The organism is Pleomorphomonas oryzae DSM 16300 (assembly GCF_000422965.1).
GTDB lineage: Bacteria > Pseudomonadota > Alphaproteobacteria > Rhizobiales > Pleomorphomonadaceae > Pleomorphomonas > Pleomorphomonas oryzae.
This window is the reverse complement of record NZ_AUHB01000001.1, coordinates 520,484-541,456: the sequence shown is the minus strand read 5'-3', so window position 1 is coordinate 541,456 and position 20,973 is coordinate 520,484. Positions and strand designations below refer to the sequence as shown.

The 20,973-nt window shown below is 63.6% G+C and carries 19 protein-coding genes; 3 read left to right on the top strand and 16 right to left on the bottom strand.

What is annotated here, in order from left to right:
- The first annotated feature begins 146 nt into the window (after positions 1 to 146).
- Positions 147 to 815: a deoxyribose-phosphate aldolase gene (deoC, locus tag G522_RS0102525; protein WP_026789703.1), complete on the top strand. Its 669-nt coding sequence runs from the start codon at positions 147 to 149 to the stop codon at positions 813 to 815.
- Between the two features lie 292 nt (positions 816 to 1,107).
- Here deoC and G522_RS0102520 read toward each other — a convergent pair whose 3' ends face one another.
- Positions 1,108 to 2,058: an aldo/keto reductase gene (locus G522_RS0102520; RefSeq protein WP_026789702.1), complete on the bottom strand. Its 951-nt coding sequence runs from the start codon at positions 2,056 to 2,058 to the stop codon at positions 1,108 to 1,110.
- 124 nt (positions 2,059 to 2,182) lie between these two features.
- On the bottom strand, positions 2,183 to 3,871 hold the full coding sequence (locus tag G522_RS0102515) for a methyl-accepting chemotaxis domain-containing protein (protein ID WP_156886794.1): 1,689 nt from the start codon (positions 3,869 to 3,871) through the stop codon (positions 2,183 to 2,185).
- Between the two features lie 185 nt (positions 3,872 to 4,056).
- Between G522_RS0102515 and G522_RS0102510 the strand changes: the two genes are divergently transcribed.
- Positions 4,057 to 5,049, top strand: a complete 993-nt coding sequence (locus G522_RS0102510; RefSeq protein ID WP_026789700.1) for a LacI family DNA-binding transcriptional regulator — start codon at positions 4,057 to 4,059, stop codon at positions 5,047 to 5,049.
- Between the two features lie 86 nt (positions 5,050 to 5,135).
- Here G522_RS0102510 and G522_RS0102505 read toward each other — a convergent pair whose 3' ends face one another.
- The 14 genes from G522_RS0102505 to G522_RS0102440 form a co-directional block, all read right to left on the bottom strand.
- Entirely contained in the window at positions 5,136 to 5,933 is a 798-nt protein-coding gene (locus G522_RS0102505; RefSeq protein ID WP_026789699.1) for a transporter substrate-binding domain-containing protein, read from the bottom strand.
- 16 nt (positions 5,934 to 5,949) lie between these two features.
- A complete protein-coding gene (locus G522_RS0102500; RefSeq protein WP_026789698.1) occupies positions 5,950 to 6,867 on the bottom strand; it encodes a glycosylasparaginase in 918 nt (305 codons plus the stop codon).
- A 3-nt stretch (positions 6,868 to 6,870) separates the two neighbouring features.
- Entirely contained in the window at positions 6,871 to 7,605 is a 735-nt protein-coding gene (locus G522_RS0102495) for an amino acid ABC transporter ATP-binding protein (protein ID WP_026789697.1), read from the bottom strand.
- Entirely contained in the window at positions 7,605 to 8,276 is a 672-nt protein-coding gene (locus G522_RS0102490; RefSeq protein ID WP_026789696.1) for an amino acid ABC transporter permease, read from the bottom strand. The genes G522_RS0102495 and G522_RS0102490 overlap by 1 nt, the downstream gene beginning before the upstream one ends.
- On the bottom strand, positions 8,276 to 8,938 hold the full coding sequence (locus G522_RS0102485) for an amino acid ABC transporter permease (protein WP_026789695.1): 663 nt from the start codon (positions 8,936 to 8,938) through the stop codon (positions 8,276 to 8,278). The genes G522_RS0102490 and G522_RS0102485 overlap by 1 nt, the downstream gene beginning before the upstream one ends.
- Positions 8,939 to 9,042: 104 nt before the next feature.
- Complete coding sequence (locus G522_RS0102480) at positions 9,043 to 9,966, bottom strand: LysR family transcriptional regulator (RefSeq protein ID WP_026789694.1); 924 nt, start codon at positions 9,964 to 9,966, stop codon at positions 9,043 to 9,045.
- Between the two features lie 70 nt (positions 9,967 to 10,036).
- Entirely contained in the window at positions 10,037 to 11,011 is a 975-nt protein-coding gene (locus G522_RS0102475; protein ID WP_026789693.1) for a quinone oxidoreductase family protein, read from the bottom strand.
- Between the two features lie 13 nt (positions 11,012 to 11,024).
- Positions 11,025 to 11,429 (bottom strand): carboxymuconolactone decarboxylase family protein, encoded by a 405-nt coding sequence (locus G522_RS0102470; protein WP_026789692.1) that lies wholly within the window; start codon positions 11,427 to 11,429, stop codon positions 11,025 to 11,027.
- A gap of 10 nt (positions 11,430 to 11,439) precedes the next feature.
- Positions 11,440 to 12,285: a branched-chain amino acid aminotransferase gene (locus G522_RS0102465; RefSeq protein ID WP_036837631.1), complete on the bottom strand. Its 846-nt coding sequence runs from the start codon at positions 12,283 to 12,285 to the stop codon at positions 11,440 to 11,442.
- A 35-nt stretch (positions 12,286 to 12,320) separates the two neighbouring features.
- Complete coding sequence (locus G522_RS0102460; RefSeq protein ID WP_026789690.1) at positions 12,321 to 13,808, bottom strand: sugar ABC transporter ATP-binding protein; 1,488 nt, start codon at positions 13,806 to 13,808, stop codon at positions 12,321 to 12,323.
- Positions 13,805 to 14,884, bottom strand: coding sequence for an SMP-30/gluconolactonase/LRE family protein (locus G522_RS0102455; protein ID WP_026789689.1), 1,080 nt, complete (start codon positions 14,882 to 14,884; stop codon positions 13,805 to 13,807). The genes G522_RS0102460 and G522_RS0102455 overlap by 4 nt, the downstream gene beginning before the upstream one ends.
- 2 nt (positions 14,885 to 14,886) lie before the next feature.
- Positions 14,887 to 17,091 (bottom strand): ABC transporter permease, encoded by a 2,205-nt coding sequence (locus G522_RS25235; protein WP_084632660.1) that lies wholly within the window; start codon positions 17,089 to 17,091, stop codon positions 14,887 to 14,889.
- Between the two features lie 152 nt (positions 17,092 to 17,243).
- Positions 17,244 to 18,275, bottom strand: a complete 1,032-nt coding sequence (locus tag G522_RS0102445) for a sugar ABC transporter substrate-binding protein (RefSeq protein WP_026789688.1) — start codon at positions 18,273 to 18,275, stop codon at positions 17,244 to 17,246.
- A gap of 130 nt (positions 18,276 to 18,405) precedes the next feature.
- The gene (locus G522_RS0102440; protein ID WP_026789687.1) at positions 18,406 to 19,386 is read right to left on the bottom strand and encodes an ABC transporter permease; all 981 of its coding nucleotides are present in this window, start codon (positions 19,384 to 19,386) and stop codon (positions 18,406 to 18,408) included.
- A 519-nt stretch (positions 19,387 to 19,905) separates the two neighbouring features.
- Here G522_RS0102440 and G522_RS0102435 point away from each other — a divergent pair.
- Positions 19,906 to 20,922 (top strand): LacI family DNA-binding transcriptional regulator, encoded by a 1,017-nt coding sequence (locus tag G522_RS0102435; protein ID WP_026789686.1) that lies wholly within the window; start codon positions 19,906 to 19,908, stop codon positions 20,920 to 20,922.
- Positions 20,923 to 20,973 lie beyond the last annotated feature (51 nt).

The window sequence follows — 20,973 nt, the reverse complement described above, 5'->3', positions numbered from 1 at the left end:
GGCCGGTAGGCTAGCAGGTGTCGAGGTCGTGAACTGCATTGAATTCAATTCGATGCTACTGGACCTTAAGTGCATTCCGCTGTCGGACAAGCTCGATATAGTTCGAGTGAATGCGTTTTGTGCCTGAGCATGAGTTGGGAGGCATCATGTCGATCACGTCATCGGCGGCGCTCGCCGCCATCATCGATCACACGATCCTGCGCCCGGATACCACCGAGGCGGATATCGATCAGTTCTGTGCCGAAGCGCTGCAGTGGAAATTTGCCTCGGTCTGCGTCAATCCTCTCAACATCCCGCGCGTCGCCGCTGCGCTGCGCGGTTCGCCGGTAAAAACCTGCTCGGTGATCGGCTTTCCGCTCGGGGCGACGCCGACCGATGTCAAGCGCCGCGAGGTCGAATGGGTGACGGCCCAAGGGGCAAGTGAAGTCGATATGGTGATCTCCATCGGCACCCTGAAGAGTGTCGGTGCCGGTCCGATCGGTGAGGAAGTGGCCGTGCTCAAGGCCGCCTGCGGCGACGTGCTGCTCAAGGTCATCTTCGAAACGGCCCTCCTGACCGACCAGGAGATCGTTGCGGCTTCCCTGGCTGCCAAGGCAGCGGGCGCCGATTTCGTCAAGACATCGACCGGTTTTACCCAGAAGGGTGCCAGCGTCGAAGCCGTGGCGTTGATGCGCCGCACCGTGGGACCGAAAATCGGCGTCAGTGCATCCGGTGGCATCCGGTCCTTCATCGAGGCCATGGCGATGATCGAAGCGGGGTCAAACCGCATCGGCACCAGTCGCGGCGTGGCCTTGATGCGGGAAGCGCATTTCTAGAGCAATTTCAGCAAAAGTGGGAACCGGTTTTGCGTCCGAAATTGCGAAAAAACAAAGAGTTAGAGCCTTTCCGGTGAACCGGAGTTCGCCGGAAGGGGCCTTAACGACGCGAGCACGCAGGACGAGAGCGGCAGTTCGCCGTCGCCTGAATGCATACCACTTCCAGCCGTTCGACCAAGTGGAACGAGACGGCGGCCGATGAACGTGCCCCCAGAGTGGACCCCATAAAACCGGCGCCGGGGTCGCCCGTACGGGATCGGCCCCAGCGCCTTCAGGTCGGTGTTTCAGAAGGTCAGGCGCTCGCCTTGTCCAGCAACTCGATCTCTGCCGGCGTCATATGCAGTGTCGCTGCATGCGCAAAGCTCTCGACATGCGTCACCTTGGTCGCACTGGCGATGGGCGCCGTAACGCCCGGCCGTGCCATCAGCCAGGCAAGAGCCACCTCCGCCGGCTTGGCGTGATGGGCTTCGGCCACCTGATCGATAGCGGCGAGAATGCCGAAGCCTCGCGCATTCAGGTATTTCTCGACACTGCCCGCCCGGCTGCTGCCCTTGAGATCGTCGGCCGACCGATACTTGCCGGAGAGGAAGCCAGCGGCCAGGCTGTAGTAGGGTACGACGCCGATATCTTCGTGCATGCAGAGATCGCGCAATGCCCCATCGAACTGAGAGCGTTCGGCAAGGCTATAGTTGGGCTGAAGCACCTGATAGGCCGGCAGATGCCGTTGCCGCGACACCGAGAGGGCTGCGCCGAGCTGTTCGGCATCGACGTTGGAAACGCCGATCGTCCTCACTTTGCCGGCACGGATCAGCTTATCATAGGCCCCCAGCGTCTCCTCAAAGGGCGTTTGATCCGGCCAATGGGAAAAATAGAGGTCGATCCGCTCGATGCCGAGGCGGGACAGAGATCGATCGGCGGCCTCAAGGATCCATGTCTCGCCAAGGCCCTTCTGGCCGGGCTGGCCGAGATCGGAGCCAACCTTGGTGAAGATCTTCATCTTGTCCCGGACGCCCGGCCGTGCTTTCAGCCAGCGGCCGATGATCGTCTCGGATTCCCCGCCTTTGTTACCTGGCTTCCAGCGGGAATAGACATCCGCGGTATCGATGGCATCGAAGCCATGGTCGACGAAGGCGTCCAGCACGTCGAAGCTGGCCTTCTCGTCAATGGTCCAGCCAAAGACGTTGCCGCCAAATACCAGCGGCGCGATATCAAAGCCGGTTTTCCCGAGCGGGCGCTTTTTCATTTTCCTCTCCGGTCGTTAGAAGAGTCCGTCTCGGACCGCTTCTGCCTCGGAGGATTATAGGAGGGTGCGCCGCGCCCGTCATGTCGGCGCTTCGGCCAATTCACGCGAGCTCAACCGACGAGAATCAGAACAACACGTCGTCGAAAAGGTCTTCGCTCTCCTTGGCCGCGACGGTAGGCGCCGGTGCGCCGTTCGAGCCCAGGATGGCCCGGTGAATGTCGCGCTCGGAGGCCATGGTGTAGATGGCGAAAAGACGCTCGGAGAAGTCGGTGTGTTCTTTGGCATCGGCAGCCAAGCCGAGGTGACCGTCGCTGCCGAACAACCGCCGGCAGGCTTCGAGATGTTCGCCGAGGTCCCTGGCGAAGTCGATGTCGCGGGCAATATGCGCGATCCGCTCGGCAATGGCATTGCCGCTCTCCGCCGCTTCCTTGAGGTACTGGCTGGTGCGGACGTTGGCTTCGCGCAGAGTGGCAACGGCGCCGTCGACCTCGCTGACGATATCGACGTGGCGAGCCTTGTCCTCGGTATCGATGCCGGCTGCCGTTTCCCGCATGGTCGACAGGCGCTGCAGAATGTCTTCCGCTGCGACGCCGAGTCTGGCCGCGTAGGTATTCATTTCCGCCGCCACCACGCCGACGGCGCGGCCCTTGGCGCCCAGGCGGTTGCTGCGCAGATAGGCGTTGATGGCGAGACAGCGGATGTCGTCGCGAACGCTTCGGATGTTGCCTATATTGCCCATGTTGCTGAGCAATTCCGTGGCGACCTGCTTGGTGGCAGCATAAGCGGCGGCGGCAAGCGCACCTGACCGCTCGATATCTCCCACTACGTTCCGCGCCAGACTGACGCCTTCCTCGATCGCCTGCATGGTTTCGCTGCCGCCGCAGCCCGCCTTGCCGTTCAGCGCCAGCACACGCTCGGCTTCCTTGGCCAGCCCCTCGATGGAGGCAACGACGACTCGTGTCTGCTCGGTGAAGTCCTTGATCAGCGCGGCGGTCTGCGCGGCCAGCAGCCGGATTGCCACCTGGGTCAGCGCTTCGGCCCGCTGGTCCGTATCGCAGCGGGGAAGCTCGTCGAGCAGAATGGCGATGCCGGCTTGCACATGTTCAATCCGTTGCCGCGCGACATCGCCGACCTGCAGAGCCGATAGTACCTTGCCGACTTTTTCCTGGACCGACCGCGCGACATCCGCCGTGCCGGCCGCGAGCCGCTTGAGACCGGCGCGGCGACTGTGCACCGCGTCGAGCGCGTCGGTTAAAGTCGATGAAACCGCCGACACCTGGGTTTCAAGGCCGGTGTCTTTTCCACCGGCGCAGGCCGCTGCGAGCTGGGTGCTCAGTTCACCGACCTTGGCGGCAAAAACGTCGATCTGCCCAATGGCTGAGCCCACATACTTATCGACGTCATCGGCGAATTGGGCGAACTCGGCAACGCCGGCGCCGGCAATCCGGGTTTCCATGGCACAGGTGGTGAGATAGCGCAGCGAGCGCTGCATGTCGCGCGTTCGCGGTGTAATCGCTTCACCGTCGGCGAGGATCGATACCAGACGCTGACCAGCAGCCGTCTCGGTTTCCACGAGTTCGGTGAGACCTTTCAGCGTGGCGGTTAGCCGAGCCGCGGCTTCGTCACAAGCGTGATCATCGAGAGCACCGGTGATGCCCTCGATCGCCGAGAGGAGGCGTGCGACGATGTCATAGGCCGCCATCAGCGCCCTGCCACCCTCGACGAAACGTTCTTCAATCCGCGAGCGAGCAGCCTCAAGCTGATCGGATACCGCACGCAGGTCGGGTCGGCGGGACATACCGTCGGAATTCACGCTTCTACTCCCTGTCTTGAACGCATGATTCCACAAAAGAGTGAACTATCGGTTCACCACCTGCGGTCGTTTGTTGGGGTGTTCTGCACCAACCGACAGGGAAAGCGGGCCGCAACATGCTTTCCACTTCATTTCCAATCATGCGATAAGCTGTTGCATCCATTCCGGAACGGACCCTGCCGATCATGACCGAAAAGCCGCCTCGCGAGGGCAAGCGACCGACGATTGCCGACGTGGCACGCGCGGCCGGCGTGGCGCCGGCTATCGTTTCGCGGGCGCTGTCGCCGAGCCGCCGCCCGGTGTCGCTCGAAAAGAAGGAGCGGGTTCTGAAAGCGGCGGCCGAGCTCGGGTATCACCAGAACCCGCTGGCGCGCGGCCTCGCCACCAAATCGGTCGATCTTGTCGCCGTCATCATCAATTATCTCAGCGATCTCTCCGACCTCGACCTGTTCGACCCGCTGCTCGACGGTATCCAGTCGCTCGGCAAGCAGGCAATCCTGATCCGCGTCGGCCGCACCAAGCGCATCGACGACTTCTTGCGCAATTCGCTGACCTACCACGTGCACGCCGCGCTGGTGTTCTCCGATTTTGCCGACGCCGGCGAGGTGCGTGATCTCTTTCACAGCGACAACGTGCTGATGCTCAATGGGCGCTTCGACGCTGAAAGTGCCCGCATTCATATCGACGAGGAGAGCGGCATCGACGAGCTGGTGCGGCACGCTCGTAGCCGAGGCGTTGGCAGCGCCGTGCTGGTAACCGGACGCGCCAGCTCGCTGGTCGAGGAGGCGCGGATCGCCGCTTACCGGGCCGCCTGCGCCACCGCCGGCATCCGCCTTCTGTCTGAAATCGGTGGCGATTATTCCTATGACTCCGGCATCAAGGCGGCGGTTGCTGTCTCCCAAGCCATGCCCGAGGCCGTGTTCTGCACCTCCGACTCCATGGCGATGGGGGTGATGGACGGCCTCGGTCGTGAGGGCCGGCGGCCACCCGCCGACTATCTGCTCTATGGCTTCGATGCCGTCGAGAAGGGCAACTTTGCCGCCTACGATATTTCCAGTGTCGGCTTCGACCGCTCGGCGCTGGTCGGCGGCATTCATGCCTATCTCAAGGCACCGGAGGAATTTCCAGCTGCCGGTCTCGACATTCCCACCCGCTTCATCGCGCGCAGCACGGGTTGAGACATCCCAATATGAAAATCTCGGCGCCGGTTTTCACCGACGCCGAGTGCGTCTGCGGTCCTCAATGGGCGGATTTTCCCGCCTTCTTACCAGAGCGGGGTCAGCGTCGGCGGATTGGCCTTCTCGCCCCACCACTTCTTGTAATTGGCTTCATAGGCGCCCGACTGGATGTAGTCGGAGACGAACATGTCGACCCAGCGCTGGAAGTCCGGATCGCCCTGAGCGATGGCGATGCCGATCGGGTCGTTGGAGTAGAGGCCGGGCAGGGTGGTGAGCGATGGCTCCTTGGTGGCGAGGTAGTCGAGCATCGACGAATCCTCGATACCGGCGTCGACGCGCTTCTGCTTGAGCAGCAGCACGCCGTCCGGCGAGAAGTTGTCGGTGTAGACCAGCTCGGCCGTCGGCACGGCGCGCTTCAGGAAGGTCTCGCCCGTGGTGCCACGGCCGACCACCACCTTCTTGCCGGCGAGGCCTTCCAGGGTGGTGATGCCGGCATCGGCCTGCACGATGATGCGGAGGCCGGCGCGGTTATAGGGGATCGAGAAGCTGACGGCCTTGGCACGGGCCAGGGTCGCCGAGGTGTTGGCGACCACGAGGTCGAGCTGGTTGGCCACCAGCATGGAGACGCGGGCGTCGCCCGAGACGTCGGTGAATTCGGGCTTCACGCCGAGCTTTTCGGCCAGCATGGTCGCCACGTCGACGTCATAGCCCACCGGGTTGTTCTGGGCGTCGCGGAAGCCGATCGGCTCGCCGCCCAGCGACACGCCGATGCGGATGGTGCCGGCGTCGAGAATTTCCTGCAGCTTGGAGCCGGCGCTGGCCGCGCTCACCAGCGTCAGGCAGACGGCTGCGGCGGCAAGAGTGGATTTCAGAAGCCTGTGCATGATGTGTCTCCTCTAGTCAAAGCTGTTCCGATTGCCGCCGCTCGGGTGCGGGCATGCCGGGTTCCCAGAACCAATAGGAGACCGGCTTGTCACCCCGGAGCGTGACGACGCGATGCTTGTTGTTCTTGTCGAGCGCATGAATGACCACCTCGCCAATGAAGCCATCCCTGAGGGCGAGGAGATCCTCGGCGGCGCGCTCTACCGCCGCATCGAGGGAAAGGCCGAATTTCAATCCCTGCACCACCGCATGCGAGGTAGCGCAGCGCATGGTCATCTCGCCGGTGTGGGTGCAGGCGGCGACGCCATAGCGGCTGTCGGCATAAAAGCCGGCACCAGGGATCGGGCTGTCGCCGAGCCGGCCGGGATATTTCCATGCCCAGCCGGAGGTCGAGGTGGCGACGGCGGCGTTGCCGCCGGCATCAATGCCGAGAAACACCGTGGTGTCGCGAACCCGCTCGGGATCGGTAATGGCGTTGGATAGCGGGATCAGCGGCACGTTCGGGAAGGCGGCGCGCGCCTTGTCGTCGAGCAAGCCATCGAGCTTCTCGCGCCACACCCGCTTGCTGTCGGGAAAGAGCACATTGTCTTCGCTGAAACCGATTTCACTTGCGAAACGACGCGCGCCTTCGCCGGTCAGCATGACATGCGGCAGGCGTCGCATCACCTCGCGCGCCAGCTTGGCCACATGCAGGGTGCGCGGTACGGCGCCGACTGAGCCGACGGACAGCGTCGTACCGTCCATCACGGCGCCGTCGCATTCCATGTCGCCGACCATGTTCGGCCAGCCGCCGTAACCGACGGAGCGCACGCTCGGTGCCGCTTCGACATAACCGATACCCTCGACCAGGGCATCGAGAGCAGCGCCCCCGGCGACGAGGGTGTCGATGGCGTGCGAGAAGCCGGGTTCAGCCTCGGTGTTGGCGATGAGGATCAAGGCTCAGTCCTTCTTCATCTTGGATAGGAATTGCCGGATACGCGGCACGGCCAGGCCGCCGTCCTCGGCGAAGAATTGCGCCGTCGGCAGATCGACGATCAGCTCGCCCTGCTCGAGGAAGACGATGCGGCTTGAGATGTGGCGGGCGAACTCGATCTCGTGGGTGACGAACACCATGGTCGTGCCGTCGGCGGCGAGCTCGGCAAGGATGCGCAGCACGTCGCCGGTCATCTCGGGATCGAGGGCGGAGGTCACCTCGTCGAGAAGCAGGTAGCGCGGCTGCATGGCAAGCGCCCGGCAAATGCCGACGCGCTGGCGCTGGCCGCCGGACAGCTGCTGCGGGTAAGCATCGGCATGTGCCGCGAGACCCACCTTGTCTAGCAGCGCCCGGGCGCGCGCCTCGGCCTCGGCCTTGGGCAGCTTCAACACTTCGATCGGCGCGAGGGTGATGTTCCTCAGCGCCGTCATGTGCGGATAGAGGTTGAACAGCTGGAACACGGTGGCCGAGGCCCGGCGGGCGGCAACAAGGCCAGCCTTGGTCGAGACATCGTGACCGTCGACGGTGATCTTGCCGCCCGACAGTGTTTCCAAGCCATTGATGCAACGGATCAGCGTCGATTTGCCCGAGCCGGAGGCACCGAGGATAGTCACCACCTCGCCCGGTTCGACCCGGAGGTTGACGCGCTTCAGCACCAGCGTCTCACCGAAGCGCTTCTCGACGTTTTCGGCGACGATCATCAGATGCCTCCCCATTTGACGGACTTGCGGAGCGCCGCTTCGATGCGACCGCCGACGTGGGCAAGCGTCTTTGCCGCGATATAGTAGATGAGCCCGATCACCGCCCAGACGATGAAGGGCTGCAATGTCCTCAGATTCAGGATGTTGCCGATCTTGGTGAGATCGAACACGCCGATCACCGAGATCAGGGACGTCACCTGCAACTGGTTGACCAGGATGCCGACCAGCGGTCCGACAGCAAAGGCGGTAGCCTGTGGTGCGATGACAAGGCGCAAAATCTGGGAACGGTTGAGACCAAATACCTTGGCCGCCTCGATCTGGTCGCGGTCGATGGATTCGATGCCGGAACGGAAGATGACGAAGGCAAAGGCGGCTGTGTTGAGACTGATGGTCAGCGTGGCTGCTTCGACCGGTGTCATCCGGATATGCAGGAAGGCCGGGATGCCGAAGAACACCAGGAACAGCTGCACCAAGACAGGCGAATTCTTCAGTGCTTCGGTGACCACGACAATCACTGGTCGGCAGCCGGGAATACGGTAGTGATGGACGACGGCCAGCAACAGCCCGATGGCCAATCCGATCAGCGTTGTGCCGATGAACAAGGCGAGGGTGACGCCGAGGCCCTGCAGCAGCAGGATGATGTCGTAAGGGGTGAAGTCGGCGTAGCGCATCAGCCCCCCGTCATGAAGCGGTTGAGGCGATGGTGGATCGCCGAGATGGCAAAGGACAAGAGCGTGGTCAGCGAGGCATAGAGCACCAGCAGCACCGCGTAGACCTCGAAGGGCTTGAAGGTGGTGGCGGCGACGATCTTGGCGGCACCGGTCAGCTCATTGACGGTGATGGTGGACAGGATCGACGAGGTCAGCACCAAGTTGATCAGCACCGAGCCCATCGGCCGCACCGAAACGCGCATGGCGATCGGCAGCACGATGCGGGTGAAGATCTTGACCCGGCTGAGACCCGACACCTTGGCGGCATCGATCACGCCGGCATCGATGGTCAGGATGCCCGACAGGATGACGTCGGAGACGAAGGCACCGCCGGCAATCGACATGGCGATGACGCCGGTCTCGAAGGCGCCGATATAGATGCCGAGTTCAGGCAGACCGTAGAAGAAAAAGAACAGCTGCACGAGAAAGGGCACGTTGCGGAATACATCGCCATAAGCGTTGGCGATGCCGCGCACCAGCTTGTTGCCCGACGACCGCATCGAAGCCGTTAGCGCCCCGAGCAATACCGCACCGGCGATGGCCAGCAGGCAAGCGGCGATCGTCAGGGCGAAGCCCTGCAACAGAAAGCCGATGTAGGGCTCGATCACCCTCCAGAAGCGCACCGATGTTCCCCCGCCGTTATTGTTGTGAAAGCGGTTTCACTTTTTGTAGGGACGATTCCAAAGGCTGTCAAGCAAGGGCCAAGCAACCGTGGTCTCGTGACCTTCTAGGCGACCGCCGCGGTTCCCGATCCCAAATCCTGTTCGCGAGCGATATGGGCGGCCAGTGCGTCGACGAAGCGGCGGCCATAAGCGGGCAGCGGCGTCGAGCGCGACCAGATGGCGGAGATTTCGAATTCCACCGGCCGGCCCTCAATGGCGATCGGCCGCACCGTCAGGTCGGTCTTCAGCGCGCGGATCGAAGAGGGCAGAACGGCGACGCCGACATTGCCGATGGCCATGGAGAACACGGTGTGTGGCGAGCCGCTTTCGAGGGCGATGCGAGGATCGAGGCCGGACAGACGGCAGGCCGCGTCGAACATCTCGCGGCTGACGTGGCGACGGTTGAGCAAGAGCAAGGGATGGGCGCACACCTCGGCAATATCGATTGGCACGCCCGTGCTGCCGATGCGCTCGGCCGTGCCGATGGCCAGAACGGCAAGGTGGCAGAGCGGCCGCGCCTCGATATCGGGAGTCCGGGCATAGCTCGAGGCGTTGATGGTGAGCTGCACCACGCCCGACCGCAGCTTGGCGTCGAGGTCGGCACCGCCGCCTTCCTCGAGGCGGATATCGACGCGCGGGTGCTCAGCCTGCCACTCGCGCAGGAAATCGGGGAAATAGCGCTCGATGAGCTGCGAGCAGGCGCCGACCTTGAGCACGCCCGCCTCGCCCTTCTTCAATTCCTCGGCGGAGAGACGCAGGTTCTTGGTGGCGATCAGCACCTCGTTGATGCGCGTGCGTAGCGCCTCGCCCTCGGGCGAGACGCGGATCTTCTTGCCCATCCGCTCGAACAGCTCCACCCCCAGCGTCTGCTCGATGCTCTGGATCTGGCGCGACAAGGCCGACTGGGTGATCGACAGTTTTTCGGCGGCAACCGTGAAGCTGCCGCATTCGGCGACCGTCATGAAGCTCTGCAGCAGCCTGTCGTCCATGGCCCGCTCCCGGTTGGGGATGAGCCTCAAGTCCTACACGCGCCGGGCGTCCCCCTCAAGCGATGATGCCCTATACCGTCAGGACCGAGGCCCCAGCGGTGGCTCGGCTCTCAAGCGCACGATGAGCATCGGCGGCGGCCATCAGCGGAAATCGCTGGCGCACCTCTGCCTTGACGGCACCTGACGCAAGGCGGCCGAACAGGTCGGCGGCGCGCGCCTCCAGTTCGGCCCGTTCCTCGATGAAGTGGAACAGCATCGGGCGGGAGGCGGAAAGCGAGCCGCCCTGTGCCAGCATCGACAGCGTGAAGCCCTCGATCGGCCCCGACGATTGGCCGAAGGAGACGAAGGCGCCGCGCTTTCTCAGACATTTCAGCGAACCGGCCCAAGTGTCGCGACCGACGCTATCGTAGACCACGTCGCAGCCGCGACCGTTGGTGACGCCGAGCGCCGTCGCCACGAAGTCGTCGCGGCGATAATCGATGACGTGGTCATAGCCGTGGGCAAGCGCGAGCTCGGCCTTCTCCGGCGAGCCGACCGTGCCGATGGTGGTGGCGCCGAGCGCCTTCAGCCATTGTCCCATGAGAAGGCCGACGCCACCGGCTGCCGCATGCACCAGCGCCACGTCGCCGGATTTCACCCGAAAAGTCGAGGTGACCAGATACTGAACCGTCAGCCCCTTCAGCATAACGGTGGCGGCAATCTCATCGGAAACGCCATCGGGCAGCTTCACCAGCCGGTCGGCGGCAATGACCCGCCGCTCTCGATAGGCACCGAGCGGCGTTGTGTAGGCCACCCGATCGCCTGGTTTCAGTCCCTTGACGTCCGCCCCGATGCTTTCCACCACCCCGGCTGCTTCGGCGCCGACAACCAGCGGCGCCTCCGGCCAAGCATAGAGGCCGGACCGATAGTAGGTGTCGATGAAATTGACGCCGACGGCAGTGTGACGCACCACGGCTTCGCCGGCTGCCGGCACGCGATCGGCGACCTCTTCCCAGCTCAGCGCTTCCGGACCACCGGGAGCGCTGAGCAACATGGCTTTCGACATTTTGCCTTCCCCGTCAGACCTGGAATTCCGGATCGACCGGAATCTGCAGCGCCTGAACGACGGCGTTGGTTTCCGAGGCCATGCCGATTACCGACAAGAGTTCGGCATGCATGCCCTCCGTCATGCCCTTGGCCTTGGCCTGGGCGGTATGCGAGTGGATGCAATAGCTGCAGCCGTTCACCGTGGAGACGGCGACGTAGATCATCTCCTTGACCACCGGCGACAACTCGCCCGGCGCGACCATCACTTCCTTCAGACTCGCCCAGGTGCGTTCGAGAAGCTGCGGCTGGTTGGCGAGGCCACGCCAGAAGTTGTTGACGAAGGTCGATTTGCGGGTGGCGCGGATGTCGTCGAACACCGCTTTGACGCGCGGGTTGGCGTCGACCTCGGCGTCGGTCCAGAGTTTCACGGTTGTCATGATCTTGTCCTCAGCGATGGGCCCAGGCCCAATAGAGTTCGCGCGCCTTGCGCCCCTTGGGGCCAAAGGCCAGCGTCTTGTCGTCAAAGCCGATCACCGGCACGACCTTGGAGATATTGCCGGTCGAGAAGATCTCGTCGGCGGCGCGGAAGTCGTCGACCGACAGCGTGATCTCATGAACCGTCTCGCCAGCGTCGCGCAGCAGCCCGATCACACGCTTGCGGGTGATGCCAGCGAGGAAGGTGCCGTTCGGCACTGGCGTGAAAAATTCGCCGCCCTTCACCAGGAAGACGTTGGCGGTGGCGAGTTCGGCGACATTGCCGGCGAAATCCTGCACCAGCGCGTTGTGGAAGCCCTTGCCGCGCGCCTCGCGGATCATGCGGGCGTTGTTGGGGTAGAGACAGGCGGCCTTGGCGTTGGTCGGCATGCACTCCACCGTTGGCCGGCGGAAACGTGTCGTGGTGATGGTGAAGCCCTTCGGTTCGACCATCGGCATCTCCTCAAGGCAGAGCGCGAAATCGGTCGAGGCGGGATTGGGGGCAACCACCGAAGAGTCGCCTTCTTCGGCCCAGTACATCGGCCGGATGTAGACGGCTGGGTTAGGCCCGAACTTCTTGAGGCCTTCCTGCGTCAGTCCGATGATCTCGGCGTCGCTGAGCGTCGGCTCGAGGCCGAGGTTCCTGGCCGATTGATTGACGCGCGCCGCATGCAGGTCGAGGTCGGGAGCGACGCCTTCGAAGGCGCGGGCGCCGTCGAACACCAGCGAGCCGAGCCACGTGGCGTGCGAGTTGGCCCCGAGCACGCGGACATCGCCCTCGTGCCAGGCGCCGTGATAGTAGGTCCAGATGCGGGACATCGTCTTGGCTTTCCTCTTGTTCTTGCGCCCTGTCTTCAGTGGACGGAAGCGTACATGATGCGCTCCTCGCTGGCGTCCAGCGGAGAGAATTCCTCGACCACGCGGCCCTGGCGACAGACCAGGATGCGGTCGGAGAGTTTCAGGATTTCCGGCAGGTAGGACGAGATCACCACCACGGCGAGACCGTCGTCGGCGAGCTTCTCGATCAGGTGATGGATCTCGGCAATCGCCGCCACATCGACGCCGCGCGTCGGTTCGTCGAAGATGACGAGACGCGGCTTCTGCACGAGCCCCTTGCCGATCACCACCTTCTGTTGGTTGCCGCCGGACAGTTCGACGACGCGGGCATCCGGATTGATGGCGCGGATGTTGAGCGTCCGGCCCCAGCTCTCGGCGAGCTGCGTCATCTCGGCACGGCTCACCACCGGTATCTTGTTCTGACCGGCGGCGAGATGACCAGAATAGAGGTTCTCGGCGATAGACATCGTCTCGAAGAAGCCTTCGAGCTTTCTGTCTTCGGTAACATAGACGATGCCGTCCTGCATCGCCGGACGAGGCGTGTTGTAACGCACCGGCTTGCCATCGAGCGCCACCTCGCCGCCACGGTTGAAGTCGCGCTTCATCACGCCGGCGACGATCTTGGCCGTCTCGGTTCGGCCGGAACCGACGAGGCCGAACAGGCCGGTGATCTGGCCGGCGAAGATCGAGAAGGAGGTGTTCTTGACGATCGCCCCCATCGAGAGGTCCTGCACCGACAGCACCTTGTCGCCGGCCGGGCGGACGGCCGTCTTCTTTGCCGCGTCGCCGCTGGCGAGCGTGCGCCCGACCATGGCACGCACGATCTTTTCGCGGGTGAAGTTGGCCGTAACGTCGGTGACGACGCGGGCACCGTCGCGCATCACGGTGATGCGGTCGGAGATATGCAACGCCTCTTCGAGCGCGTGGCTGATGAAGATCACCGCCACCTTGCGTTCCTTGAGGCGGCGGACCAGGGCGAAGAAATGCCGCTTCTCCTCCGGGGTCAGCGTCGCTGTGGGTTCATCGAAGATGATGATCCGCGCTTTCAGGCGCACGGCGCGGGCGATCTCGACCATCTGCCGCTTGGCGGCGCCGAGCGTGGCGACCGTCGCCGTCGGGTCGACCGTGAAGTTCAGCGATTGCAGGAACTGTTGCGCCGAGATGGCGACGCCGCGCAACCGATTCAGGAACTTCTCGTCGCCGAGATAAAGGTTCTGTGCCACCGTCATCGACGGCACCAGCGACGTTTCCTGGAACACCATGGCGATGCCCTGTTTCAGGGCGTCGGCCGGACCGCCGAAAGTGACCGGCTTACCGTCGAGCAGGATTTCGCCCGATGATGGCGGCACCACGCCGGCAATCATCTTGGTCAGCGTCGACTTGCCGGCGCCATTCTCACCCAGGAGCGCGTGCACCTCGCCCTCGGCAATGTCGAAATCGACGGCGTCGACGGCAAGGTTGCCGCGATAGCTTTTGGAAAGGGTGCGCGTCTCGATCAGCGTCATGCCGCACCTGTCTCGATTTCGAGGACGACGTTGCCACCACGCGAGGCGGCGAACAGCACGCCGCCGATTTCCGCCATGTCTCGAATGCCGTGCCGGCGACCGTCGGCGCGGCTATGCAGGCTGGATACCGGACGGAGGTGATCGTCGAGGCGGGCAATCAGACCATACGACCGCCCCGGTGCCCAGGGCTTGCGCACGCCCATGGTGACGACGCCGCCGCACTGCAGCGGTTCGAGGAAGGAATTACCTGAACTCATTTGCGGCGCGATCCAGAGATCACGGGGCACCGTCGCCATCATGTCCTCGCGATAGGCGGTCTCGGTCAGAACCAGTTCGATCAGGCGGTTGCGGGGCGCCATCAGCGCCAGCCAAGCGCCGCCGCCAGTGGCGCGCGTGAGGCGGGCCGGATAGCCGGGCAGGTTGGACAACACGGGTTGCGGCTTTGTGCGCCCGTCGCCCGTGATGCGCAGAAGCCGATGCCGAGAAGCTTCCGAGACGATCACCGATCGGTCGGGCTCGACGAGAAGGCCTGCTGGCCAGGCGAGACCATCGGCGATGATGCGTCCCTCACCCTCGACAAGATCGAGCCGCAGCACCGCGCCACTTGCTCCCTTCGCCATCAGATCGCTTTGCCAGTCGTCGGCGGCAAAGCGAGCCGAGCCATCGGCAACGTAGAGAATGCCTTCGCCGGCTGTCGCGAGCGCTGTTGGCGCATGAATGCGGCGACCGGCCACCTCGGTGAGGATGCGGCCGTCGAAGCGGCCACCCAGGAAACGGATTTCACCGCTGACAAGCGCAATGGCGAGGCCGCCGTCAGCGAAGGCTGCCAGCGCAGAAATCACCGTCTCGAAGCGGCGAAGTGTCGTCGGCACACCGCCCTCCAGAGGAAAGGCGAGGAGTTCGATTCCCGAAGCGACCAGAAGCCGTCCCTCGTGAACGAGCAGAGCTTCAGGGTGCGCCGCTTCAGTGAAGGTCTCGGCAGTCTCAAGCTGCGTATTGGGCCGGAAGGCGCCATCCATCGGTGGAATGGTGACGGTCTTGCCGCGGAACGGATCGAGAAGGGCATCCCACCACATTTTTACGCCCTCCCTTCGGGTAGGGTAGTTTCAGCGCTTTCGCGCCGCCTCGCCGCTTGGTTCGGGTCGCCTTCGGCGACGGTTTCTGTCGTGCTGGACCAGTAGGACTTCCAGCTCGTCCACTCGGGATTGGCGCCGGGAATTTTATATCGGCCGATGCGGTTGTTGAGGATGCCGCCGATGAACAGCTCACCCTTATGCTCGCGCATCGAGGTCACCATCGGATGGTTGTCGCCGGTGAGATCGCCGAGCGTACAGACAATGCGGCCTGCCTCATCGAACTTGATGACGCCGCCGCTGTTGATGTTGGGGAACAGCCAGTCGTCGCCCGGCAGACGGCGGGTCATGCGCTTGCGAAATCCAGGGTGGCGCAGCGACAGGTCGAAGGTGGGGGTGCGCACGCCGAGCCAGGCCATCCAATAACCGCCGTCGGAGGCGCGGTTGATATTGTCGGGATAGCCGGGCATGTCGGCGATCAGGCACTCCATGGTGCCGGCCTTAGGCCCTTCGATCCAGTAGCGATGCACCGAGCAGGCCCAGCTTTCGGCGATCAGGATCGACCGTCCGTCATGGGCAAGGCAGACGCCGTTGGCATAGCGCAAGCCATCATGCACGGTCTTGGTCCGGCCGGTCTTCGGATCGTAGACCAGAAGGCGGCCGGTCGGTCGGCTCTCGATGGAATCGAGCACCCAGTCGTGGGCATCGTAGCGGGTGGTGGAATCGGTGAACCAGACGCGACCGTCCGGCCCGATGTCGCAATCGTTGGGGTCGCGCAGGCGAGCGTCGTCGACCACCGAGAGCCAGGAACGGTTGGTCTCGGTGGAGAGGCGCGTGACCTCCCCATCCCTGGCGATCGAATAGAGCCCCATGGCGCCGACACAGGTCTTGATCGACCCGTCACGATCCATGGCAAGGCCGAGCGGAAAGCCGCCGATGTGGGCGAACACTTCCGAGCGCTTGTAGTCGGGCGCGAACCAGCGAACGATTTCGCCATGGCGGGTGCCAGCGTAGAGATTGCCGTCCTCGTCGAGGATGACGTCTTCCGGCCCCTCGACCTCGCCGAGAGCGATCGGCGTAGCTTCAGACAGACGATCGTTGAGAGCATAGGCGCCGCCGCCGTTCGGCAGTGCCGACTCTTCTCCGCTCATGCGATGATGAACAGGGGCCACATAGACCTCGGCCAGCACCTTGTGCCGGTTCTTCGCCCAGCGGATATCCAGCACCACGGCGAAGGCCAGCATGAAGCCGAGGACCAACTGGTTGGATCCGGTGCCGTAACCGAGGCGGATCAGACCGTTGGTCATGGTCAGCACGGCGATCGCGCCCATCAGGCCCTTGGCGATCGAGCCGCGGCCACCACCCAGCGAGTTACCGCCGACCACGGCGGCGGTGAGGGCGGCAAGCTCGAGGCCGGACCCTGTGCCGGGGCCGGCCCCTGACAAACGCGCCGCGAACAGGAAGCCGGCGATGCCGGCGCTGAGGCCGGAGATCACGTAAGTGAGGAACACCGTGCGACGCACGGGAATGCCGGCGTTATAGGCCGAGCGGCGCGAGCCGCCGACGGCGGAGATGTGCCAGCCGAGGCGCGAGCGGCTGAGCAGGACGTGTGCGAGAAGGGCGAAGGCGCCGGCGATCAGGATCGATACGGGCAGGCCGCCGAGCGAGCCGGTGCCGATATAGTCGAACTGGTCGTTGAGGATCGGTGACATCTGGAGCTGCTTGCCCCAGGAAATGATCAGGATGTCGTAGAGCGACCGGCCCATGATCAGCGTGACCAGCGTCGTCAGGAAGGCACGCAAGCGCAGATAGCCGATCAACACGCCGTTGAAGGCGCCGCAAAGACCGCCGGTGGCGATCGCCAGGACGAGAGCGAGCGAGACCGGCAGTTCCCAGAGATAGATGCCGACCACCGACATGAAGACGGACAGTGCGTAGATCGAGCCGACGGATAGGTCGATGCCGCCACCCAGCATGACGATGGTGAGGCCGATGACGACGATCAGGAATTCGCCAAGCTGGCGCGTCGTATCGAGCAGGCTGGCGGGGGCAAAGAAGCCGTTGATCGCCGTGCCGAAGATGGCGATCACGGCGGAGAGTAGCAGGAAGGGCACGAGGTTGTCGGCCCAGCGCTTGGTGAGGATTTCGCCGACGAGGTGGGAGGGGATCGCGTTGTAGATGAGGCGCGACAGGCTCTCGGGTAAGCGCATGAAACTTCCACCTGATCGATCATCCGGCCGGTGAGACCGGATCGGACAGTCTGCCTTTGGAACTGAAGGATGGAGGCGGCCGCTGGCTCGGCCGCCTCCGCGTGACGCGCGCTGTCCTCCCGGCTCGAACGGGGAGGACACCCGCCCGCGCCTTACTTGGCGAGCGCCGCCTCGGCCGCCTGCACATCCTTGAGGCTCCAGCAGGTGCCGGGCTTGAGGTCGGCCTTGGTGGTGGCGGTCTCCAGCGTATAGATCCAGCTCTTGGCCTGGCCGGGCTTGAGGCCGGACTGCAGCAGGAACTTCAAGAGCGCCGAGATGTCCCGCGACTGGCCCTTGACGTCGGTCATCACCACGGCATGGAAGGTGCCGTCTTCAAGCGCCTTGCAGTCGAGCTCCTCGCCACCGCCGGTGGTGACAAGCTTGACCTTGCCGGTGAGGCCGGCGTCGCGGATGGCGGCGGCGGTGCCGGCGGCCGTGTTGTCCCAGAAATCGATGACGGCGCAGACTTCCGGATGCTGCTGCAGCAGCGTCGTCGCCACGTTGCGGGCAGTGGTGACGTCCCAGTTGCTGTCCGGCGCGCCAACGAGCTCGAAGTCCGGATGGTCCTTCAGCACCTTGGCGATGCCGGCATACTGGTCGAGCGACGACGAGTTGACCTGATCGCCCTGGATGAGGCCGATCTTCTTCGACGATCCGTCGCCGCAGGCCGCCACGGCCGCCTTGGCCTCGAGTTCACCGAGTGTTTCCCAATTGGAGCCGACGAAGGCGTCGGACGCGAAGTTGGAGCGGTTGTCGACCTGGATCACGAAGATGCCGGCGTCCTGCGCCCGCTTGAACAGTTTGGAGTAGGAGGTGAGGTCGGGCGTGTGGACAAGGAGCGCCGCCGGCTTGTCGGCCGAGGAGATCAGGTCGGTGATCGCCTGGGCGCCGGCCGCCGTGTCCCAGTTGGGATCGCGGGTTTCCCAGACGCCGCCGAAGCCGCGTACTTCGCTGCCGATATAGTGGTTCCAGCCCTGTGCGAGGTCGAAGCCGAGAGCGAGCGGGATCAGCACGACCTTCTTGCCGGCCAGCGACTGCTGGACATAGGCGGGGCCGGGGTCGCCGGTCTCCTGGGCGAACGCGGGCAGGGTGGCGAGGCAGAGGGCAGCGGCAAGTGTCCGCGCCAGCTTTGTCTTGATCGTCATGAGTGGTTCCTTTTCAAGGGTTTCCGACCCGGTGAGTGCATCGCTTCACCCCCCCTCGAGCCAAGCGATGGATTTCCAATTTCCTGCCCGTTTCCGATGGTTGCGTTGCCGTGCGACCGCCGGAGAGGGATCATATGTCTCCCTGCTGCCCGACCTGCTCGTCGCGCGGGTTGAGGCGGCTGTCGATGATCAGGGCGACGAGCAGGATCGTCGCCTTGATGAGGTTCTGGTAGATGTTCGGCAGGTCGAGAATGGTCATGCCGTTCAGCATGATGCCGATCAGCAGGGCACCGATGACGACGTTGCGCATGCCGCCCTTGCCGCCGGAAAGACCGATGCCGCCGATCACCACCACGAGGATCACGTCGTAGAGCAGCGTCGAGTTGACGACGCGGGTATTGATCGACTGCAGGCCGGCGGCGGTGATCAGGCCGGCCAGCCAGGCGACCAGCGCCGACACCACATACTGGCCGATGATCATCGGCCGCACGGGGATGCCCATGGTGCGGGCGGCCTGGTAATTGTCGCCCATGTAGTAGACGTAGCGGCCGAACTTGGTGAAGCGTAGCGCGACGAAGCTGAGGAAGGCGGCGACGGCGAACATCACCACTTCGATCGGCATATGGGCGAGCCGGGCCTGCCCGAATTCCAGGATGAACGACGCCGACGGCGGAACCGGCACGGCGTCCTGCACGATGAAGCGCGAGCGGACGAGGCCGAATACAAAACTGGCGGTCGCGAGCGTGGCAAATACCGCCGGCACCTCGGCGTAGGCGATCAAAAGCCCGTTAATGATGCCGACCGCCACCACGCCGGCAAAAACGATCGCCGTGGCGAGCAGCGGCGGCGTTCCGGCGTTCATCATGGCAAGCTGCCAGGCGGTGGCCATGGCCATCACCGCCACCATGGAAAGATCGATGCCGCGGCCGATCACCACGATGCCCATGCCGACGGCGAGAATGCCGAGCACCGAGACCGAACGCAGGATCGCCACCAGATTGTTCGGCGCCAGAAAGCCATCGAGAAGGAGGGCATAAGCGGCGAACAACACGACGGCGAACAGGAAGACAATGCGCTCCTGGCTGAGCGTTCCGGACTTCAAGACGGACATGCCGCCAAACTCTCTCTGCTGAAAACGAAGTCAGCCTAAAAGGCCGGCATAAATGCGTCCAATGCAAATTTCGGATCGGAATCGATGCAGAATAGGAATGCGGGCGATAAGCCGCGCAAGGAACGCAAAGTCTGTTCTGCGTAGGCGATCTTTCCGGAATGGCTTTGCGTCGGAAAGGCGATTGTGAGACTTAAGTTTTTACGGCCGGCCCAAGGCGGCGCCTCCTCCCATCCCCAGCTTCTTCCGGAGCAGTGCTATGATCCGGGCATGCTCGTATCCACGCCAGAATTTCACGGGTCTGATCATCCAGGCGATGGCTGGATTTTACGCGCGAAAAATTATAACTTGACGCGAGAAATGCAGGCTGCAACATTTGCCAGTTGAAAAGCGCACTTGGTCTTGCCGGCTTGCGGCGGCCAATCTGACGATTGGCGTCCCGTCCTGGAAGCATCTACAATGGCTGGGATGCTCCGGTTGGGGTGGAACGGGGATGGCAGAGTGACCACGACGATCCGTACGATGGAAGAGTTTTCCGATTACGTCGGACTGTCTCGCCCAACCGTCTCCCGCTATTTCAACGATCCCAACTCCGTTCGTCGACAAACTCGGGAAACCATCGAAAAAGCCATCAAGGAATCCGGCTTTCGGCCGAACTTGTTCGCCGTGAATCTCAACCGTCGGCGCACAAATATCCTCGGCATCATCATCCCCAACTCGACCGACGTGTTCTACATGGCCTTGACGCGCCGCATCGAAGTTTTGGCCGAAGAAGCGGGCTATCTCGCCTTCGTGCTGTCGTCGGATGGCAAGCCCAAGCTCGAGGAGCGGGCGATCGAGACCTTCAAGGGCATGAACGTCGCCGGCGCAGTCATCGCGCCGCTGGGTGTGCAGTCCCATCACGACAAGCTTGCCCGGCTTGGCTCCAGCATCCCTCTGATCTACGTCGACTCCCAGCTTGATGCCGCGTCCGCCTTCGTTGGTACCAACAACCGGCAAAGCTTCCGCCTCATCGTCGACTATCTATCGCGCTCCGGCGACGCGCCCTGCTATTTCGGCATGCCCTCGGTCAACCGCAACGCCATCGAGCGTCGCGATGCCTATCGCCTTGCCATGGAAGAGTTGAAGCTGGAGCCTCGCTACGTGGCGACGCTGCCGGACACGTCCTGGGATTTCGAACGCTTCGGCTTCACCGAGGCCGTTCGTATTCTGGGCGAGGGAGGCTTTCCCACCAAGACCGTGCTTTGCGCCAATGACCGCATCGCCTTCGGCGTATTGGCCGCCGCCTATCAAGCCGGCCTCAAGGTCGGTCGTGGCGACGATTGCGACCTCCGCATTGCCGGCCACGACGATCATCCGCTGTCGCGCTACACCTGCCCGCCGCTGACCACCGTGGCGCAGAACTACAACGAGATCGGTCGCATCGCCATCGAGCTGCTGCTGCACAAGATCAACGCCCGCTTCGATGAGGACGTCGAGCCGCGGCCGAACGAGCGCGTGCTGCTCAACGCCGAGATTATGCTGCGCACCTCGGCTTAAGGGCTCTCTTCACTTGGCAAAAAGAAGCCCTCTCCACGTATTGGCGTGAAG

Coding starts and splice junctions, on each gene's coding strand:
- G522_RS0102435 (WP_026789686.1), top strand. CDS start 19,906: ATGGAAGAGTTTTCCGATTACGTCGGACTGTCTCGCCCAACCGTCTCC.
- G522_RS0102455 (WP_026789689.1), bottom strand. CDS start 14,884: ATGTGGTGGGATGCCCTTCTCGATCCGTTCCGCGGCAAGACCGTCACC.
- G522_RS0102520 (WP_026789702.1), bottom strand. CDS start 2,058: ATGAAAAAGCGCCCGCTCGGGAAAACCGGCTTTGATATCGCGCCGCTG.
- G522_RS0102495 (WP_026789697.1), bottom strand. CDS start 7,605: ATGATCGTCGCCGAAAACGTCGAGAAGCGCTTCGGTGAGACGCTGGTG.
- G522_RS0102440 (WP_026789687.1), bottom strand. CDS start 19,386: ATGTCCGTCTTGAAGTCCGGAACGCTCAGCCAGGAGCGCATTGTCTTC.
- G522_RS25235 (WP_084632660.1), bottom strand. CDS start 17,091: ATGCGCTTACCCGAGAGCCTGTCGCGCCTCATCTACAACGCGATCCCC.
- G522_RS0102505 (WP_026789699.1), bottom strand. CDS start 5,933: ATGCACAGGCTTCTGAAATCCACTCTTGCCGCCGCAGCCGTCTGCCTG.
- deoC (WP_026789703.1), top strand. CDS start 147: ATGTCGATCACGTCATCGGCGGCGCTCGCCGCCATCATCGATCACACG.
- G522_RS0102480 (WP_026789694.1), bottom strand. CDS start 9,966: ATGGACGACAGGCTGCTGCAGAGCTTCATGACGGTCGCCGAATGCGGC.
- G522_RS0102460 (WP_026789690.1), bottom strand. CDS start 13,808: ATGACGCTGATCGAGACGCGCACCCTTTCCAAAAGCTATCGCGGCAAC.
- G522_RS0102470 (WP_026789692.1), bottom strand. CDS start 11,429: ATGACAACCGTGAAACTCTGGACCGACGCCGAGGTCGACGCCAACCCG.
- G522_RS0102465 (WP_036837631.1), bottom strand. CDS start 12,285: ATGTCCCGCATCTGGACCTACTATCACGGCGCCTGGCACGAGGGCGAT.
- G522_RS0102510 (WP_026789700.1), top strand. CDS start 4,057: ATGACCGAAAAGCCGCCTCGCGAGGGCAAGCGACCGACGATTGCCGAC.
- G522_RS0102475 (WP_026789693.1), bottom strand. CDS start 11,011: ATGTCGAAAGCCATGTTGCTCAGCGCTCCCGGTGGTCCGGAAGCGCTG.
- G522_RS0102445 (WP_026789688.1), bottom strand. CDS start 18,275: ATGACGATCAAGACAAAGCTGGCGCGGACACTTGCCGCTGCCCTCTGC.
- G522_RS0102490 (WP_026789696.1), bottom strand. CDS start 8,276: ATGCGCTACGCCGACTTCACCCCTTACGACATCATCCTGCTGCTGCAG.